The sequence below is a fragment of the Salinimicrobium marinum genome (assembly GCF_014651535.1).
Lineage (GTDB): Bacteria > Bacteroidota > Bacteroidia > Flavobacteriales > Flavobacteriaceae > Salinimicrobium > Salinimicrobium marinum.
On sequence record NZ_BMXB01000001.1, the window covers coordinates 187,539 to 206,089 of the forward strand.

Sequence of the window (18,551 nt, forward strand, 5' to 3'; positions counted from 1 at the left end):
TTGCGTCTGTTATTCTTTTATTAATGGCAATTCTACAGAAAATGTTGTGCCCACATTTTCTTTACTCGTAAAGTGAATAGAACCTCCAAGATTTTCAAGATGTACTTTTGCAATATTAAGACCAATTCCTGTTCCCTGGTTTAATAACGCATTTTCTGCTCTAAAATAACGTTCAAAGATATGTTTTTGATCCTTTTCGGGAATACCCATTCCCTGATCTGTTATTTCAAAAAAGATCTTTTTGTCATTTATCTTAATATCAAATTTGATGAGGGTGTTTTCCGGAGAATATTTGATGGCATTTCCAAGTAAATTGGAAAGGACCAGTTCCAGGATCTTTTCATCCTGAAGAAGTGTAATGTTTTCGATATTTTGAGGATATTCAATATCCTGTCCACTTTTTAGAGTAACATTGGCGTTATAGACCACTTCATTTACCAGCTTACTAAGGTTAAACGAGGTGTATTTGTAATTTACCTTTCCGGTCTCCAGGCGTTCAATAGACAGGAAGTCGTTCAAAATATTATCTAAATAATGTACTTTGTTCTTAATGGTGTTGAAGTGTTTCTCTCTTTTTTCCTGCTGTTCTTCCAGTTTGTATTTTCCTGCAAGTACTACAGAAGTGAGTATCCCGCTAAGTGGGGTTTTAAATTCATGGGAAACAAGGGATAGGAATTTTGTCTTTAATTCATTAAGCTCGATCTCCTTCTGTAAGGCATTCTTCATCTTATTTTCGGCAAGTTTTCTCTTCCTTATCTCCTGCTCAAGGCTCACATTGACATTCTGGAGTTTTTCAATGCTTTCTTCCAGCTCTTTGGTGCGGACTTTTATTTTTCCTTCCAGTTCATTATTCAGCTCATAAATTTGTCGCTGCGTTTCTTTTCTTACCGAAATATCAATGATAAGGGACATCACATACCGCTGACCTTTCATTTCGAAAGGATTCAATCCGGCTTCCACAGGGAACTGCTCTCCATTCTTCTTAATGCCGTAAAGATCGCGTCCATGGCCCATTTGCCGCTGTTCGCTGTGCTCCAGGAAGCCTTTAAAGTGTTTGGGGTGATCTCCTTTATAATGTGGGGGAATCAAAATATTAAGAGGTTGTCCTAATAATTCCCCCTGTTCATAGCCAAACATCTTTTCAGCTGCGAGGTTGACTTCCACAATAATTTGGGCTTCATCGACTACAATGATCCCTTCGGAAGCAGCATTGAAGAGGACATTAAAGAGATTTGCGTTTTTTTCGAACATGAATAAGGGTGACTTTTTCTTTTAGCTAATTTACAAAGCCTGCATTGATTTTGCAGAATTAGTGGAAAGTTTTCTGAACAATCCCCGAAAACCTTCTTTAGGAGCTATAAAAAATCCGGTGAAATCATATCTCACCGGATTCTCCATACAGGCCATCTCGTTCAAAAAATCCATCTACATCAAACTTACCTAAGTCGGCCTGTATTAGCCTTTTTCTTCTTCGCTGGAAATAAAATCTTTGTCTGCCGGAAGTACATTATCTGCAAGTTTTGTTACTCCCATTGCTATAAGTACTGCAGTGATAACAAAAAATAAAAATTTCACCATGAGGCTATCCTGTAATACATCGCTGTAAAACGTGAGAAATAGCTCGATCGCCAAAAATGCTATTTGAAAACTTGCCTTTAATACCATGATAAAATTTATGGTCTAAAGATACATTGATTGCCAGTAATTTAAAATTTAATATATGCAGTTTGACTAAAATTTAACGCACGTCTTCGGGAAAGTTAATTTATTAGGTTAAAACTTCTATAAACGCCCATGTAGAGTCTTTGAAGATTTGTACTTTGAGTATCTTTAAAACAAGAAACCATTGAAAAAAAGCAGGAAAGCCGGCTTTATCTTCCTGGCAGTAATTGCAGTCATACTAATAGTTCTGTTTTTGCTGGGATTTTATGCCGAACAACAAATAAAGAAATCATTTGATGAAGATCTTTCAGGAATCCTTACTTATGAAGAACTGGATGTAAGTGTAGTTAACAGAAGGATCACATTAACCCGGCCGGAGATCAATTATGCCGAAAATAATATGGAAGCTTCAGAAATTTCGGTGGATGGTATTAATTATTATCAATATCTGGTAAACAAGAAAATCAGGATTGGAATAATTGAAATCACAGATCCGGAAATTATTCTTCGGGATAAAGAAGAAGATTCTGCAACCGGAGACAGTGAAAGCGAGTTTGAAGAAGACATTGTGGTGAATTCTGTAGAGATCAAAAACGGAACACTTCTGAAAACAGAAAATGATACGGCTACGACAGATATGTTCCTGTCTTTAAGAAATTTCAGAATTACAGATGTTTCGGTAAATGCCGAAGCTATGAAGAAGAAAATACCTTTTGGATACGACACTTATAATTTTGAAGTGGACTCCCTTCGAATGGAACTCAATGATCAGCATAATTTCAGTACAGGTGCTTTTAGTGGTGATAATGGAAATTTTTCCATCGATGACCTAAGAATAATTCCTAAGTATGATAAGGTGGAATTTCAAAGGCATATTCCCTACGAAAAGGATCGGTTTGAGCTATTGATCAAAAATGTATCCCTAAAGGATCTTTCCTGGATATTTGAAAATGACAGTTTGCGGTTAGAATCCAGTTTATTGATTGTAAATAGGGGAGACCTGGAAGTATACCGGAACAAACTCATTCGCGATGACCCGCGGATTAAAACCCTGTACAGTGAAAAACTCCGGAACATGCCGGTAAAGGTCGATATTAATGAAATTCAGGTAAAGAATACAAAAATTGTCTACCAGGAGAAAATCAATGAAGATCGGCCTCCCGGAGAAGTGGAATTCTACGAAGTAGATGCAGAAATTCAGGATCTTACAAACATCGGGATGGGGCAGGAGGATTTCCCGAAAACAAAAATAACTGCCAATGCCCTTTTTCATAATGAAACTCCGCTTCAGATTAACTGGGAGTTTGATATAAGTAGTAAAACAGATGCTTTCACTATTTCCGGAAACCTGGAGAAAGTTTCAGAAGGTGCCATTAATTCTTTCCTGCGACCGGCTATGAATGTGGAAGCCAGGGGAGGAATTGAATCCTTGTATTTCACCTATTCGGGAAATGATGATGCTGCACAGGGGGATGTGCGGATTGTTTATACAGATTTTAAGGTAAATGTATTAAAAGACGATGGTACAGAAAAAAGCTCCTTCTGGTCTGCTGTGGCAAATTTATTTATATCTAACGACGCAGTGAATGATGATGTTGAAAACAACGATCTTGAGGTGACTCGTGACAAAAATAAGTCCTTCTGGAATTACCTTTGGTTAATGGTGCGTGAAGGAGCTTTGGCTTCTTTTATTTAGATCCTGAACGTTACTACCGGAATATTGGCATGGTTCACAAGGTCTTCGCTAATGCTGCCATTGAAAAAGTGAGAAAGGCCTTTTCTGCCATGAGTTGCCATACCTACGAGGTCTGCATTGATCTTTCCGGCAAAATTAAGGATCCCGTTCTCCACTGAAGAGTCATTGTGGACGTGGAATTCGTAATTATTGAAAGAAGAACCTTCCATGTATTTTTTCAGGTTATTATCTGTGTCGACCGAAGTTTGAAATTCATTGGCTGTATTGACAAACACCAAATGCAATTTTGCATCCATGAGGGTAGCAAATTCTATAGCCTGTTGTAATGCGCTTTTGCTTTCCAAACTTAAATTGGTAGCAAAAACGAAATTTTCTATTTTAAAGTTGGGGCGGTCTCTTTTGACAACCAGTACAGGAATATCTGAAGTTCGCACCACTTTTTCGGTATTGGAGCCAACGAACATTTCTTTAAAACCTGTGGCGCCCTGAGAGCCCATTACGATAAAATCACAGTCATATTTTTTACTAATTTCCATAATACCATCAAAAGCCTGATGGAATTGAACCGTTTCATGAACGGTTAAACCCTCAAGATATGGCTTGTTTAAAACTTCAGAAAAACGCTTTCTTGCCAGTTTCATGAAATATATAGCCTCAGGTAAATCGCTTGTGCGGGTGCCACCTACTGGATTTGTCATATCCACCGGAAGTTCGATCATGTGAAGGAGGTAGATCTCACCTTTATATTTTTTTGCCAGTTGTGCGGCTATTTTTAAAGCATTTTCAGCATGTTCAGAAAAGTCGGTTGGGACCAGTAATTTTTTCATGGAGTTAGTTGTAAATAAGTAATTCTGTTTGAATTATAAAATTACAAATATTTTTTCATTTGGAATCTTGTTTTCTTTCTACAAAAATATTATTATATTTGCACCGTTGAAGCGAAAAAAAGTACAGCGAGGGGACGAAAAGTCCCCTCTTTTTATAGTCAGTAACGAAGATGTTAAGAGATAGAGTAGAAAATTTGCTGGAGGAAGCCTTCGAAGAAAATAATTCATTATTTTTAATAGAGTTAAAGGTAGACAACAATAATCACATAAGTGTGATCATTGATGGAGATGAAGGGGTTGCTGTAAGTGACTGTATAGCAGTGAGTAGGAAGATAGAGCATAATCTTGATCGTGAAGAGGAAGATTTCTCGCTGGAGGTAGCTTCTGCCGGCGTTTCTCAACCACTAACCTTACCGCGACAATACAAGAAGAACATAGGTCGTAAACTTGCTGTGACTACTTCTAAAGAGAAAATAGAAGGAGAATTAGTGAGTGTAGAAGATGAAGCGATAACGCTTAAATGGAAAACGAGGGAGCCTAAACCTGTAGGAAAAGGAAAGGTGACTGTAACTAAAGAAGCTGTGTTGCCCATAGAGGAGATTGATGAGGCAAAGGTTATAATAACATTTTAACAGAATATTGATATGGAGAATATCGCGTTAATAGAGTCGTTCTCAGAATTTAAAGATGACAAACTTATAGATCGTGTTACACTAATGGCGATCCTGGAGGATGTTTTCAGAAATGCTTTGAAGAAAAAGTACGGGGAAGACGACAATTTTGACATAATTGTGAATCCCGATAAAGGGGATTTGGAGATTTGGAGGAACCGTGTGGTGGTAGCCGATGGAGAAGTGGAAGATCCAAACCAGGAGATATCCCTTACAGAAGCACGTAAGATCGAACCTGATTTTGAAGTAGGGGAAGATGTTTCGGAAGAAGTGAAGTTAATTGATCTTGGGCGTCGTTCTATTCTGGCCCTGCGCCAAAACCTGATCTCTAAGATTCATGAGCACGACAATACTAATATTTTCAAGCACTTTAAGGAGCTTGAAGGAGAGATTTATACGGCTGAGGTTCATCATATTCGTCACAGGGCAATAATTTTGCTGGATGACGAAGGAAACGAAATAATTTTACCTAAAGATCGCCAGATTCCATCAGATTTCTTCAGAAAAGGAGAAAATGTACGGGGGATTATTGAAAGCGTGGAATTGAAAGGAAATAAACCTTCCATTTTGATGTCAAGAACTTCTCCATTATTTTTGGAGAAATTATTTGAACAGGAAATTCCTGAAGTTTTCGACGGACTGATTACGGTTAAAAAAGTAGTTCGTATTCCGGGAGAAAAAGCGAAAGTAGCGGTTGATTCCTACGATGACAGGATAGATCCTGTTGGAGCTTGTGTGGGGATGAAAGGTTCAAGGATCCACAGTATTGTGAGAGAGCTTGGGAATGAAAATATTGATGTAATTAATTTTACCACCAATAATCAATTATTGATTACCCGTGCGCTTAGTCCGGCAAAGATCACTTCATTGAAAATTGATGAAGAAAACAAACGTGCTGAGGTTATGCTGAAGCCCGAAGAGGTTTCCAAAGCAATTGGCCGTGGAGGTCATAACATTAGACTGGCTGGCCAGTTGACCGGTTATGAGATCGATGTGTTTAGAGAAGGTGTTGAGGAAGATGTGGAATTGAGAGAATTTGCAGATGAGATCGAAGATTGGGTGATCGAAGAATTTGCAAAAATCGGGCTGGATACAGCAAAAAGTATTTTAGAGCAGGATGTAGATGATCTTGTTCGAAGAACCGATCTTGAAGAAGAGACCGTGAAAGATGTTATGCGGGTTCTAAGAGAAGAGTTTGAAGAAGAAAATAAGTAGAAATAAAAGAGGTTAATTTAGAGGGCAATTTATGGCTGAAGCAAAAACAATGCGATTAAATAAAGTACTACGCGAATTCAATATCTCGCTAGATCGTGCTGTGGAATTTTTAAACTCCCAGGGCCACGAGATAGAGGCGCGTCCTACTACCAAAATATCCGGAGAAATTTATCAGGTTCTTTCTGATGAATTCGAAACGGATAAGAGCAAAAAAGTCGCTTCAAAAGAAGTGGGGGAAGAGAAGCGGAAGGAGAAGGAAGAAATTCGCCTTGCCAGAGAAAGAGAGCTGGAAGACAAGCGGAAGCAGGAAGAGCGGCAGGAAATTATAAGAGCAAAAACCAATCTGGAAGGCCCAAAACAGGTAGGTAAAATAGATCTTGATAAAAAAGGTCCTGAGAAGAAAGAGCAGCCCGAAAAGCAACCGGAACCCGAGGAGAAAAAAGCACCTGAACAGCCACAGGTAGAAACTCCGAAACAAGAAGAAAAGCCACAGCCTGCCAAACAGGAAGAGCCTGCAAAACCTGAAGTGAAAAAAGTTGAGGAGGAGAAAACTCCTTCTGAAGAAGTAGCGGAAGAAAAGCCGGCCGAGCCTGCCAGGAAAGAAGAGCCTAAGAAAGAAGAAGCGGCAAAAGAGGAATCCAAAGAAAAAGAGGAAGCTCCCAGGAAAGAGGAAACTCAGGAAGCTCCAAAAGAGGAATCTTCTACAGTTGCAACAAAATACCAGAAACTTAGCGGACCTAATTTTACAGGAGAGAAAATTGATCTTTCCCAGTTTAAGAAGCCTGTTAAGAAGAAAGATGAGAAGAAAGCAGACGCCGAAAAGGAAAAGCGTAAAAAACGCCGCAGAAGAATTAGCAAAGATGTAAAAGGAGCTCCGGGTGCCGGAGCAGGTGCTGCTGGAAATGCTAAAACACGCGGTAAGAGAGCCAAGCCGGTTACCAAGGAAGAGCCTAGCGAAGAAGAAGTGCAGAAGCAAGTGCGTGAAACGCTTGAAAAACTTCAGGGGAAATCAAGTAAAAAAGGTGCAAAATACCGAAGGGACAAAAGGGATACTCACCGTCAAAGAACAGAGGACGCCCAGCTTGAGGAAGCAAATAAGATTTTAAAAGTAACCGAATTTGTTACTGTAAGTGAAGTGGCTACGATGATGGATGTTCCGGTAACGAAAATCATTTCTGCCTGTATGTCACTTGGAATGATGGTGACGATGAACCAGCGCCTTGATGCTGAAACTATTTCTATCGTTGCAGATGAATTTGACTATGAAGTTGAATTTGTAACTGCCGATCTTGAAGAAACAAAAGAAGTAGTTCCCGAAAATCCCGAAGATCTTAAGCCAAGAGCTCCGATCGTTACGGTGATGGGACACGTTGACCATGGTAAAACATCTTTACTTGATTATATTCGTAAGGAAAATGTAATTGCCGGTGAAAGTGGAGGAATTACGCAGCATATTGGTGCCTATGGTGTTCAGCTGGAAGGCGGACAAAAAATAGCATTTCTGGATACCCCGGGTCACGAAGCCTTTACCGCAATGCGGGCAAGAGGTGCCCAGGTAACAGATATGGCTATTATTGTAATCGCGGCAGATGATGATGTGATGCCGCAAACAAAAGAAGCTATTTCTCACGCACAGGCTGCGGGAGTACCTATAATATTTGCGATCAACAAATCTGATCTTCCAACAGCTAATCCCGAAAAAATTAAGGAGAAGCTTGCGGCCATGAATTTATTGGTAGAAGACTGGGGTGGAAAAATTCAATCTCATGATATTTCCGCCAAAACAGGTCTAGGTGTAAAGGAATTGCTTGAAAAAGTACTTCTGGAAGCGGAAATACTGGAATTACAAGCCAACCCTAATAAGCTTGCAACAGGTACTGTTGTGGAAGCTTATCTGGATAAAGGTAGAGGATATGTGTCTACTATTTTAGTACAGGCGGGAACGCTTAAAATAGGAGATTATGTACTTGCCGGAAAACATAGTGGTAAGATAAAAGCCATGCATGATGAGCGTGGAAATGAGGTGAAGGAGGCAGGCCCTTCAACACCGGTTTCTATTCTTGGTCTGGATGGTGCGCCACAGGCGGGTGATAAATTCAAGGTGATGACAGATGAGCGTGAGGCCAAGGATCTTGCTGCCAAACGAACTCAGTTACAAAGAGAGCAATCTGTCCGTACACAGCGACATATTACGCTTGATGAAATTGGAAGGCGTATTGCTCTTGGAGACTTTAAGGAGCTCAACATTATCCTTAAAGGTGATGTGGATGGATCTGTGGAAGCGCTTACAGATAGTTTCCAGAAACTTTCTACGGAAGAGATCCAGGTGAACATTATTCATAAAGGGGTTGGAGCAATTACCGAAAGTGATGTATTGCTTGCTTCGGCTTCCGATGCAATTATCATTGGATTTAATGTACGACCAGCAGGAAATGCCAGAACGGTAGCCGAAAAAGAAGAAATAGATATCAGGACGTACTCCATTATCTACGATGCGATCAATGATCTGAAAGATGCGATGGAAGGAATGTTGTCTCCTGTAATGAAAGAGGAGATTACCGGAAATGCTGAAATCAGGGAAATATTCAAAGTTTCTAAGATTGGTAGTATTGCAGGTTGTATGGTAACTGATGGTAAGATCTACAGAAACTCACAGATCCGATTGATTCGTGATGGAGTGGTTGTTTATACAGGACTTCTTGCTTCTCTTAAGAGATTCAAGGATGATGTTAAGGAAGTTTCCAAAGGATATGATTGTGGTCTTCAAATCAAGAACTACAATGATATTAAGGAAGGTGATGTAGTAGAAGCATTCCAGGAAGTTGCAGTTAAGAAGAAACTGAAATAGATCTGAATTACAGATATAAAAAAAAGGGACGCCGCGGTGTCCCTTTTTTATTGCTTTATATTTTCCTACTTCCTGTCCGGCTTAAAGCGAAATGCTGCAGGAAAGCTTTGCTTGATCTCTAAAAGCGCCCTGTCGGCTTCCAGACTGTTTCTGAAGTTGCCTATCCATACCTTGTAATTAGGAGTTTCATATACTATAGTAGAAGGCCAGTCAGAATTTAGGCTTCGGAATTCTTTGATGGCATCGCTGGCCTTTTTGTTGTCTCCGGAAAAGATCTGAATCCTGTACCGGTCTCCGATACGACTTTCTTTTCCCATTTCAGTTTTTAAATCCAGTAACTGAGGAATTAACGAATCCTGACTTACCTGAACGTGGCCTTCCTGCCCGAAACCCGAAAACCCAATTCCGAAAACAAAGGCAGCTGCAATAAAAATGTTCTTTTTATTCAAAACGATTTATTTTTTATAAATTTCTGAAAAACAAAAGTATAACATTAACGATTAATTCCTGTCGATAGTATTATTTAGAATAAATATAAATTAACCATTAACACTGCTCTGCATTCCTCAAATCGACTTTAAGTATTACTTTTGTCCGTAAATTTTCCGGTACTAAAATATGATAAATATCACGTTTTTGTTACTCTAAAAATCGTACCAAACAAGACGTTAATTCAACTTATAATATGAAAAAGGTGAAATACCGCCATTCAGCCGCTCGATTACTTTTCTTAAGTTTTTCGTTTTTTATATCATTTTCAACGCTGGTAATGGCGCAACAGGATTCTGAGCTTGCTAAAGGTGAACAGCAGGGAACTTCAGAAAGACAGGGTGATGTTGCGGGGCCAGAAGAAGCATCGGTAGAAGCAACTCCCGAGGATGGGGATGCAGCTGCTGGTAAGGCATTATTCAATTCATTGTGTGCTGCATGTCATAAGCTGGACGGTAACTCTATTGGGCCACCGCTTCGTGGAGTGGCAGAAAGAAGGGAAAATGACTGGTTGCATAGCTGGATTTCTAACAGTGCAGCCATGATCGCAGCGGGTGATGAAACTGCTGTTGAAATTTACAATGAGTATAATCAAACTGCAATGCCTCCGTTCCCGCAATTGAGCGATGAGGATATTGACAATATTTTAGCCTATACCAGTCAGCCCAAAGCTGTTCCTCAGGAGCAACAAGCTGGAGGCGGTGAAGGTGCTGCTGCCGGTGGGGGCGGTGGAGTTTCTACAGATATTATTCTGGGAATACTTGCTTTCGTGTTGTTGATGCTGCTTGCAATTTTATTCCTTGTAAACAGAACGCTCAGGAGATTTGCTACTGCAAGCGGAGTGCAGCTTCCTGAAAAGCCGAAAAGAACTCCAATCTGGAAATCTTTTGTCGAGAATCAATTTCTCGTGTTGACAAGTGCTGTAGTTTTATTGCTTGTTGGAGCGTATTTCTTCTATGGATTCGTGATGCAGGTAGGAGTAGATCAGGGGTATCAGCCAATACAGCCAATACATTTTTCTCATAAAATACATGCCGGTGATAACCAGATAGAATGTAAATTCTGTCACTCTTCGGCCAGAGTGTCTAAAACATCGGGAATCCCATCTCTGAATGTTTGTATGAACTGCCATAAATCAATTGGAGAGGTTGCCGATGATACTGCAACAGATGAGTACAGCAAGGAATTCTATGATGGAGAAATTGCTAAATTATACGATGCTGTTGGATGGGATCCTGCTTCACAATCTTATACAGGAGAGACAGAGCCGGTTAAATGGGTGAGGATTCATAACCTTCCTGATTTTGCATACTTCAACCACTCTCAGCACGTGGAAGTGGGTGGTATTGCTTGTCAAACCTGTCACGGTCCTGTAGAGGAAATGGAGATTATGTATCAAAATGCGCCTCTAACAATGGGATGGTGTGTTAACTGTCACCGTGAAACTAATGTCAGGACTGCAGGTAATGAATACTATGAGAAAGTTCATGAAGAGCTCTCTAAAAAATATGAGGTTGAAGAATTGACCGTGGCCCAAATGGGTGGGATTGAGTGTATGAAATGCCACTATTAATTAATTTAAAGAAGTAATATTTAAATATATGTCATCAAACAAGAAATACTGGCAAAGTGTTGAAGAGCTGAAAGAATCCAGCTCTATTGTTGAGGCGCGTCAGCAAAATGAATTTGCAGAAGAAATACCTACAGATGAGTTCCTGGGAGATAAGGAATCTCTTGAAGGTTCAACTACTTCTCGTAGAGACTTTTTGAAATATGTTGGTTTTAGTACGGCAGCAGCATCCTTGGCTGCCTGTGAGGGCCCTGTAATGAAGTCTATTCCTTATGTGGTTCAGCCCGAGCGTATTGTTCCGGGTGTGGCAAATTACTATGCTACTACTATGGCCGATGGTTTTGATTTTTCGGGTGTCCTTGTGAAGACCCGGGAAGGAAGACCAATTAAAATTGAACAAAATACTATGGCGAATACCGGTGCCAATGCACGGGTTCACGCTTCTGTGTTATCGTTATATGACAAAAACAGAATAAAACGTCCTGTTGCTAATGGTGAAGTTGTGTCCTGGGATCAGTTTGACCGTGAAGTAACAGAGAAGCTTCGGAATATTTCCGGAGAAATAGTAGTGCTTTCGCACACATTTGCGAGCCCTTCTACTTCAAAATTGATTAATGAGTTTTCTGAAGCATTCGGAAATGTAAGGCATGTGGTGTATGATACAGTTTCGGAAGATGCTGCGCTGAATGCTTTTCAGGCTAAATACGGTCAACGTGCATTACCTTCTTATGACTTCTCCCGGGCAGAAACTATTGTTTCTGTAGGTGCAGATTTCCTTGGGGACTGGGCCGGTGGTGGTTATGATGCTGCTTATGCAAAAGGGCGTATTCCGAAGAACGGAAGGATGTCACGTCATGTTCAGTTTGAATCTAATTTCTCTATGGCAGGGGCAAACGCAGATAAGCGTGTGCCGGTAACGCCATCACAGCAAAGAGCTGTTTTATCTGCTCTTTACGGATATATAGCAGGTGGTAGTTCCACTAGTAACCTTCCTGCTCATATAGATGATGCAGTTGTGAAGGCGGCCCGCCAGTTACGTAAGTCTGGAAGTGGAGCTGTAGTGGTTTCGGGTATTCCAGATGCAGATGCTCAATCACTTGTGCTTGCAATAAACGAAGCTTTGGGTAGCAGAGTAATGGATGCTGCTAATCCAAGAATGCTTCGTCAGGGTAATGCTGCGGAAGTGCAGCGACTTGTTACTGACATGAATGCAGGTGCTGTAGGTGCTCTTCTTATAGTAGGGGTGAACCCGGCATATAGCCTTCCAAATGCAGATGAGTTCGTTGAAGGATTGAAGAATGTAGATCTTTCGGTTGCATTTTCCATGAGAGAAGATGAGACGGCGAAACTTTGTCAATATGTTGGTGCAACGCCACATTATCTTGAAAGTTGGGGAGATGTTCAATTTACAAGCAACAGGTTTGGATTGATTCAGCCAACTATCCGACCGTTATTTGATACAAGACAATTCCAGGATACCTTATTGAGGTGGAATGGTAATTCAATGTCGTACTATGAATATTTAAAAGATACCTGGGGATCTTTAGGTAACAGTGGATGGAATGATGCAGTGCATGACGGGATATTTGAAGGTACCGCGCCTGCAAACACCGCACCTGTAAATCAGGCAGCAGCACCTTCTGTAAGTAGTGATGCTGTTGCAGCCAGAAATCTTTCAGAAACTGAAGGCAGTGGCCTTGAACTTGAATTATATACTTCTGTTTCTTTGGGAGATGGCCAGCAGGCAAACAACCCATGGCTTCAGGAAATGCCAGATCCTATTACCAGGGCTTCCTGGGATAATTACCTTAAGGTTTCAAGACCCGATGCAGAGGAAATGGGACTTGTTAACCGACACGTTTCTGATGGGGCGCTTAACGGAAGTTATGTGAATGTAACCGTGGGTGATACTGTTGTGGAAAATGTTCCAGTATTTATTCAGCCGGGACAGGCAAAAGGAGCAGTTTCCCTTGCGCTTGGTTATGGTAAGAAAGCAGGCATCCAAAAAGAAATGCAGGTAGGTGTAAATGCCTATCCTCTATATAAAGATTTTAAATCTTTCCAGAAGGTAACTATTGAAAAAGTTGGGGGAGAGCACGAGTTTGCTTGCTTGCAGCTGCATAACACCTTGATGGGAAGAGGCGATGTTATTAAAGAAACAACTTTAGAGATCTTTAATACCCTCGATGTTCATGAGTGGAACAAAATGCCGGAAGTTTCCTTAAATCATATCGAAACTCCTGTAACTTCACCCGATGTTGACCTTTGGGAAGGTTTTGATCGAACGGTAGGGCATCATTTCAATATGTCAATTGACCTTAATGCCTGTACGGGTTGTGGAGCTTGTGTGATTGCATGTCATGCAGAGAACAATGTTCCTGTGGTAGGTAAGGAAGAAGTGCGTAAGTACAGAGATATGCACTGGCTTAGAATTGACCGTTACTATTCTTCTGAAGACACTTTTGAAGGAGATATTAAGAAAAAAGACCTTATGTCTGGTCTTGGAGAATCCCTTACTCAATTTGGGGAAATGGAAAATGCTGCAGATAATCCGCAGGTTGTATTCCAGCCGATGCTTTGTCAGCACTGTAACCATGCGCCATGTGAAACAGTATGTCCTGTTGCCGCAACGATGCACGGACGCCAAGGTCAAAACCAGATGGTTTATAACAGATGTGTTGGAACACGTTACTGTGCAAACAACTGTCCTTATAAAGTTCGTAGGTTCAACTGGTTCCTTTACAACAAGAATGATGAGTTCGATTACAATATGAACAACGATTTAGGTCGTATGGTGCTGAATCCTGATGTGACGGTACGTTCACGTGGAGTAATGGAGAAGTGTTCATTTTGTATTCAAAAAACTCAAAAAACCATTCTTGATGCGAAAAGAGAAGGTAGAGCCATTACTGATGGGGAATTCCAGACGGCTTGTTCTCTTGCCTGTGATAAAGGTGCGATCGTATTTGGAGATGTGAATGATAAAGAAAGTGTGGTTTATCAGAAGAAAGAAGATGAAAGAATGTATCATACACTTGAGTATTTAGGAACTAAACCAAATGTGATGTATCAAACCAAGATCAGAAATACATCAGAAGCTTAAAATTTAACTTAGAATCAATTATAAAAAGGATATGTCTCATTACGAAGCACCTATACGAAAGCCTTTAGTAACCGGCAACAAAACCTTCCACGATGTGACGGTTGATGTTGCTGCTCCGGTTGAAGGAAAGGCAAATAAAACCTGGTGGATTGTATTCTCCATCGCGCTTGTAGCTTTTCTTTGGGGGCTGGGTTGTATAATTTATACCGTTTCTACCGGAATTGGAGTCTGGGGATTGAACAGGACCGTAGGTTGGGCCTGGGATATTACAAACTTTGTTTGGTGGGTAGGTATTGGTCACGCCGGTACATTGATCTCGGCGGTACTGTTATTGTTCCGCCAGAAATGGAGAATGGCTATTAACCGTTCTGCAGAGGCAATGACCATTTTCTCTGTAATGCAGGCCGGATTGTTCCCTATCATTCACATGGGGCGTCCATGGCTGGCTTACTGGGTAGTGCCAATCCCTAACCAGTTTGGTTCACTATGGGTGAATTTTAACTCTCCGTTGCTTTGGGACGTATTTGCAATCTCAACATATTTATCTGTTTCCCTCGTATTCTGGTGGACAGGTTTGCTTCCTGACTTTGCTATGCTTCGTGACAGAGTTGCAAAACCTTTTCAGAAACATATCTATGGAATTCTAAGTTTTGGATGGTCTGGGCGGGCCAAAGACTGGCAGCGTTTTGAAGAAGTGTCCCTTGTACTTGCCGGATTGGCAACACCCCTTGTACTTTCGGTACACACTATTGTATCCTTTGACTTTGCTACTTCGGTAATTCCTGGATGGCATACCACGATTTTCCCTCCTTACTTTGTTGCGGGAGCAGTTTTCTCGGGATTTGCAATGGTAAATACCTTGCTTATTATCATGAGAAAAGTTTCTAATCTTGAAGATTATATTACTATTCAGCATATCGAGTTGATGAACATTGTAATCATGATTACAGGTTCGATTGTTGGTGTGGCTTATATTACTGAGTTGTTCGTAGCATGGTATTCCGGAGTGGAATATGAGCAGTATGCTTTTCTTAACCGTGCAACCGGACCTTACTGGTGGGCTTACTGGGCAATGATGACCTGTAACGTTTTTTCTCCGCAGTTCATGTGGTTCAAAAAACTTCGTACCAGCATCATGTTCTCATTCTTTATCTCAATAGTTGTAAACATAGGGATGTGGTTTGAGCGGTTTGTAATTATTGTGACTTCATTGCACCGTGATTATTTGCCTTCTTCATGGACTATGTTCTCTCCAACATTTGTGGATATTGGAATCTTTATAGGAACAATAGGCTTCTTCTTTGTACTGTTTTTACTGTATGCTAGATCATTCCCGGTAATAGCACAGGCAGAGGTAAAAACTATCCTGAAATCTTCTGGAGATAAGTACAAAAAATTAAGAGCCGAGCACGGAGATCATGTAGATCATTATGATCCTGTTGTACGCGAACCTGCAGTAAATACGGAAGACGGACTTGTAGAAAAAGATGATCCTGCAATAGATGATGGGCATGAGCCTACTGTGAATGCAGACGGACTTATAGATTCTGAAGTTACCAAAGACAGGGTTGACGAAATGCTTGCGCATATTGGCACTTTTGATCCTGCGGTACAAAAAGCAGATGACCTTCAGAAGATAAAAGGAATTGGACCTTTACTTGAGCAAAAACTTCATCAGCTTGGTATTTATACATACGATCAGGTAAGCAGGTTAAGGAGAGGAGATTATATATTGCTTGACAGTATTATTGAAACTTTCCCGCTTCAGGAACAAAGAGGGGATTGGGCAGTTCAGGCAAACCAACTAAAAAATAAACAATAATGGCATCAAAAGTTATACACGCTATATATTCCGATGACGATTTGCTGTTACAAGCTGTAAAGCAAGTTCGTGAAGCCCGTTACCATATTGGTGAAGTTTATACGCCTTTTCCGGTTCACGGTCTTGATAAAGCAATGGGACTTGCACCAACCAGGCTTGCAATCACTTCCTTTTTATACGGTGTTGTTGGGTTGGTAGTGGCCACTGTGATGATGAACTATATCATGATCGAGGACTGGCCAATGGACATTGGAGGAAAGCCAAGTTTCAGCTATATCCAGAATATGCCGGCTTTTGTGCCTATTATGTTCGAATTGACAGTTTTCTTTGCCGCTCACCTTATGGTGATCACCTTTTATCTTAGAAGTAAACTTTGGCCATTCAAAAAGGCGGAAAATCCTGATGTAAGAACTACAGATGACCATTTTCTTATGGAAGTGGAAGTAGGGAATCACAATACACGAGACCTGACTGAATTCTTATACCAGACCGGTGCTTTGGAGATTAAATTAATTGATAACAAATAAACCCGATGAAAAGTTTATTTAATAAATCCATATTATTCGTTTTTGGGCTGAGTGCAGTTTCCTGCGTAGATAACTCAAAACCCAATTACCAGTACATGCCAAACATGTATGAAACGGTAAGTTATGAACCGTATGGAGAATACGATATATTTGAAAATGGACAGGAGGCTAAACTTCCTGCAGAAGGATCTGTGCCACGTGGCTGGAAACCTTACGACTATGAAGATTCCAATGAGGGTTATGCAGCTGCAAAAGCCGAATTAGAAAATCCGTTGCCGTATACAGAAGATAACCTGGCTGCAGGTAGACAGTTATATACTATTTATTGTGCCGTTTGTCATGGAGATAGTGGAGACGGTCAGGGTATTCTTGTAGAAAGAGAAAAATTTCTTGGAGTGCCAAGTTACGATAGCAGGGACATTACCGAAGGTAGTACCTACCACGTACAATATCATGGACTTAATGCCATGGGATCCTATGCTTCACAAACCTCTATTGAAGAAAGATGGCAAATTACTCATTATGTAATGAGCCTTAGAGAAGAGCTTTTAGGTAATCCTGAAAGAGAATTTGAAGATGAAATGGAAACACTTACTCCATCTGTGGACACTGAAAATGATATTACAGAAGGAACCGTTTCCGGCGGAGGATCAGAGCAAGAAAATCAAAACGAAGAATAACAGCATTTAGATATATTTAATATGTACACGCTATCCAGTAAATTAAAATTATTTTCTATCATCCTTATGGTAGTAGGTTTGTTAGGCCTGGTCTACGGATTTATTGCCGTGCCTTCCACTATTGAAGATGTAAAGGAAATGATGGCTTCGCATGGTGAACACGGGGAAACTCATACCGTAGCTGAACAATTAAAAAGTGAAGTAGGTGATGAAGAGAACGGGTTGGAGTTTGTTCCTTCTGAACACGAGATCGATACAGAGCGTACAGATGATGTGGAAACAGAAGTAGCCGGTACTGAAACAGCGGGTCATGAAGATGAACATTATGAGCATGTCCTTCACCAGTTACAGAACAAGCCCTGGGCTGCTGTATATGTAGCTGCTTTCTTTTTCTTTATGATCGCTTTAGGTGCACTTGCTTTCTACGCTATACAGTATGCTTCGCAGTCAGGTTGGTCCCCGGTTTTATTCCGGGTCATGGAAGGAATTACAGGATATCTGCTTCCGGGAAGTTTGATCGTGTTCTTATTACTGGTATTCTCGGGAATTCATCTAAATCATTTGTTCCTGTGGATGGATCCTGAAGTAGTGGAGCATGATGCAATTATTCAGAATAAATCATCTTATTTAAATGTGCCGTTCTTCCTTATCAGGGCTGCAATTTATATTGCAGGCTGGAACATTTTCAGATATTTCCTGAGAAGAAACTCCCTAAGACAGGATGATGCTAAAGATAATTACTGGTTCAAAAAGAACTTTAGGTTAGCTGCAGGATTCCTGGTATTCTTTATCGTTACAGAATCAATGATGTCCTGGGACTGGATTATGAGTCTTGATCCACACTGGTTTAGTACCCTATTTGGATGGTATGTATTTGCCAGTATGTTTGTTTCTGGAATTACTATGATCGCATTGGTAACTATTTACCTTAAGTCAAGAGGATATCTTGCTGTAGTGAATGACAGTCACATCCATGATCTTGCTAAATTTATGTTCGGGATAAGTATATTCTGGACGTACTTGTGGTTCTCTCAGTTCATGCTGATCTGGTATTCCAACATTCCTGAAGAGGTAACTTATTTTGTAACCAGAATTGAAGATTACGGATTATTATTCTTCGGAATGGTTGTACTGAATTTCCTTTTCCCTTTATTGTTGTTAATGAACAGTGATTTTAAACGTGTGAACTGGTTTGTTGTAATGACTGGAATTATTATACTTTTAGGTCATTATCTTGATATTTATGTGATGGTAATGCCAGCCACAGTGGGAGCTTCCTGGTTTATTGGGATCCCTGAAATAAGTGCTCTTTTATTCTTTGGCGGATTGTTTACTTTTGTAGTCTTCAGTTCTCTTACAAAAGCGCCGCTGTTGGCTAAGAGAAATCCGTTCATGAAGGAAAGTGAACATTATCATTATTAAAAAGATTGTTTAAAGAAGA

General features: G+C 40.4%; 15 protein-coding genes. 10 read left to right on the forward strand and 5 right to left on the reverse strand.

From position 1 onward, the window contains the following. Positions 1-9: 9 nt before the first annotated feature. The 3 genes from IE056_RS00880 to IE056_RS00890 are packed head-to-tail and all read right to left on the reverse strand — an operon-like array spanning position 10 to position 1,665. On the reverse strand, positions 10-1,251 hold the full coding sequence (locus IE056_RS00880; RefSeq protein WP_189602736.1) for a PAS domain-containing sensor histidine kinase: 1,242 nt from the start codon (positions 1,249-1,251) through the stop codon (positions 10-12). A 30-nt stretch (positions 1,252-1,281) separates the two neighbouring features. Next, entirely contained in the window at positions 1,282-1,425 is a 144-nt protein-coding gene (locus tag IE056_RS00885; RefSeq protein WP_189602737.1) for a hypothetical protein, read from the reverse strand. 30 nt (positions 1,426-1,455) lie between these two features. Then, positions 1,456-1,665, reverse strand: coding sequence for a hypothetical protein (locus IE056_RS00890; protein ID WP_189602738.1), 210 nt, complete (start codon positions 1,663-1,665; stop codon positions 1,456-1,458). Between the two features lie 181 nt (positions 1,666-1,846). Between IE056_RS00890 and IE056_RS00895 the strand changes: the two genes are divergently transcribed. Then, a complete protein-coding gene (locus IE056_RS00895; protein ID WP_189602739.1) occupies positions 1,847-3,358 on the forward strand; it encodes an AsmA family protein in 1,512 nt (503 codons plus the stop codon). Here the strand turns inward: IE056_RS00895 and IE056_RS00900 are convergent. After that, positions 3,355-4,185, reverse strand: coding sequence for a universal stress protein (locus IE056_RS00900; protein WP_189602740.1), 831 nt, complete (start codon positions 4,183-4,185; stop codon positions 3,355-3,357). The two genes, IE056_RS00895 and IE056_RS00900, sit on opposite strands and share 4 nt — an antisense overlap. Before the next feature lie 170 nt (positions 4,186-4,355). On the opposite strand from IE056_RS00900, the gene rimP reads away from it, so the two are divergent. Genes rimP through infB form a run of 3 tightly spaced genes read left to right on the forward strand, consistent with a single transcriptional unit; the run spans position 4,356 to position 8,919 of the window. After that, positions 4,356-4,817, forward strand: a complete 462-nt coding sequence (gene rimP, locus IE056_RS00905) for a ribosome assembly cofactor RimP (protein ID WP_189602741.1) — start codon at positions 4,356-4,358, stop codon at positions 4,815-4,817. Positions 4,818-4,829: 12 nt separating this feature from the next. Then, positions 4,830-6,071: a transcription termination factor NusA gene (gene nusA / locus IE056_RS00910; protein ID WP_189602742.1), complete on the forward strand. Its 1,242-nt coding sequence runs from the start codon at positions 4,830-4,832 to the stop codon at positions 6,069-6,071. A 31-nt stretch (positions 6,072-6,102) separates the two neighbouring features. Next, the gene (gene infB / locus IE056_RS00915; protein WP_189602743.1) at positions 6,103-8,919 is read left to right on the forward strand and encodes a translation initiation factor IF-2; all 2,817 of its coding nucleotides are present in this window, start codon (positions 6,103-6,105) and stop codon (positions 8,917-8,919) included. Between the two features lie 65 nt (positions 8,920-8,984). Here the strand turns inward: infB and IE056_RS00920 are convergent, their stop codons facing one another. Further along, on the reverse strand, positions 8,985-9,368 hold the full coding sequence (locus IE056_RS00920) for an SPOR domain-containing protein (protein ID WP_229793604.1): 384 nt from the start codon (positions 9,366-9,368) through the stop codon (positions 8,985-8,987). Positions 9,369-9,604: 236 nt separating this feature from the next. Here IE056_RS00920 and IE056_RS00925 point away from each other — a divergent pair, with 236 nt between their 5' ends. The 6 genes from IE056_RS00925 to IE056_RS00950 are packed head-to-tail and all read left to right on the forward strand — an operon-like array spanning position 9,605 to position 18,532. After that, positions 9,605-10,981 carry a c-type cytochrome gene (locus IE056_RS00925; RefSeq protein WP_189602744.1) on the forward strand — a complete coding sequence of 459 codons (1,377 nt, stop codon included), beginning with the start codon at positions 9,605-9,607 and terminating at the stop codon, positions 10,979-10,981. A gap of 28 nt (positions 10,982-11,009) precedes the next feature. Next, positions 11,010-14,081 carry a TAT-variant-translocated molybdopterin oxidoreductase gene (locus IE056_RS00930; protein ID WP_189602745.1) on the forward strand — a complete coding sequence of 1,024 codons (3,072 nt, stop codon included), beginning with the start codon at positions 11,010-11,012 and terminating at the stop codon, positions 14,079-14,081. Between the two features lie 31 nt (positions 14,082-14,112). Beyond that, the gene (gene nrfD / locus IE056_RS00935) at positions 14,113-15,903 is read left to right on the forward strand and encodes an NrfD/PsrC family molybdoenzyme membrane anchor subunit (protein ID WP_189602746.1); all 1,791 of its coding nucleotides are present in this window, start codon (positions 14,113-14,115) and stop codon (positions 15,901-15,903) included. Next, positions 15,903-16,430: a DUF3341 domain-containing protein gene (locus IE056_RS00940; RefSeq protein WP_189602747.1), complete on the forward strand. Its 528-nt coding sequence runs from the start codon at positions 15,903-15,905 to the stop codon at positions 16,428-16,430. The genes nrfD and IE056_RS00940 overlap by 1 nt, the downstream gene beginning before the upstream one ends. Positions 16,431-16,435: 5 nt before the next feature. Further along, positions 16,436-17,110 carry a c-type cytochrome gene (locus IE056_RS00945; RefSeq protein WP_189602748.1) on the forward strand — a complete coding sequence of 225 codons (675 nt, stop codon included), beginning with the start codon at positions 16,436-16,438 and terminating at the stop codon, positions 17,108-17,110. A gap of 21 nt (positions 17,111-17,131) precedes the next feature. Continuing rightward, positions 17,132-18,532 (forward strand): quinol:cytochrome C oxidoreductase, encoded by a 1,401-nt coding sequence (locus IE056_RS00950; RefSeq protein ID WP_189602749.1) that lies wholly within the window; start codon positions 17,132-17,134, stop codon positions 18,530-18,532. The last annotated feature ends 19 nt before the right edge of the window (positions 18,533-18,551 follow it).

What these genes read in the sequence shown, in the direction of transcription:
- IE056_RS00925 (WP_189602744.1), top strand. Translation starts at nt 9,605, where the DNA reads ATGAAAAAGGTGAAATACCGCCATTCAGCCGCTCGATTACTTTTCTTA.
- infB (WP_189602743.1), top strand. Translation starts at nt 6,103, where the DNA reads ATGGCTGAAGCAAAAACAATGCGATTAAATAAAGTACTACGCGAATTC.
- IE056_RS00940 (WP_189602747.1), top strand. Translation starts at nt 15,903, where the DNA reads ATGGCATCAAAAGTTATACACGCTATATATTCCGATGACGATTTGCTG.
- IE056_RS00950 (WP_189602749.1), top strand. Translation starts at nt 17,132, where the DNA reads ATGTACACGCTATCCAGTAAATTAAAATTATTTTCTATCATCCTTATG.
- nusA (WP_189602742.1), top strand. Translation starts at nt 4,830, where the DNA reads ATGGAGAATATCGCGTTAATAGAGTCGTTCTCAGAATTTAAAGATGAC.
- IE056_RS00945 (WP_189602748.1), top strand. Translation starts at nt 16,436, where the DNA reads ATGAAAAGTTTATTTAATAAATCCATATTATTCGTTTTTGGGCTGAGT.
- nrfD (WP_189602746.1), top strand. Translation starts at nt 14,113, where the DNA reads ATGTCTCATTACGAAGCACCTATACGAAAGCCTTTAGTAACCGGCAAC.
- IE056_RS00880 (WP_189602736.1), bottom strand. Translation starts at nt 1,251, where the DNA reads ATGTTCGAAAAAAACGCAAATCTCTTTAATGTCCTCTTCAATGCTGCT.
- IE056_RS00900 (WP_189602740.1), bottom strand. Translation starts at nt 4,185, where the DNA reads ATGAAAAAATTACTGGTCCCAACCGACTTTTCTGAACATGCTGAAAAT.
- rimP (WP_189602741.1), top strand. Translation starts at nt 4,356, where the DNA reads ATGTTAAGAGATAGAGTAGAAAATTTGCTGGAGGAAGCCTTCGAAGAA.
- IE056_RS00890 (WP_189602738.1), bottom strand. Translation starts at nt 1,665, where the DNA reads ATGGTATTAAAGGCAAGTTTTCAAATAGCATTTTTGGCGATCGAGCTA.
- IE056_RS00885 (WP_189602737.1), bottom strand. Translation starts at nt 1,425, where the DNA reads ATGGATTTTTTGAACGAGATGGCCTGTATGGAGAATCCGGTGAGATAT.
- IE056_RS00930 (WP_189602745.1), top strand. Translation starts at nt 11,010, where the DNA reads ATGTCATCAAACAAGAAATACTGGCAAAGTGTTGAAGAGCTGAAAGAA.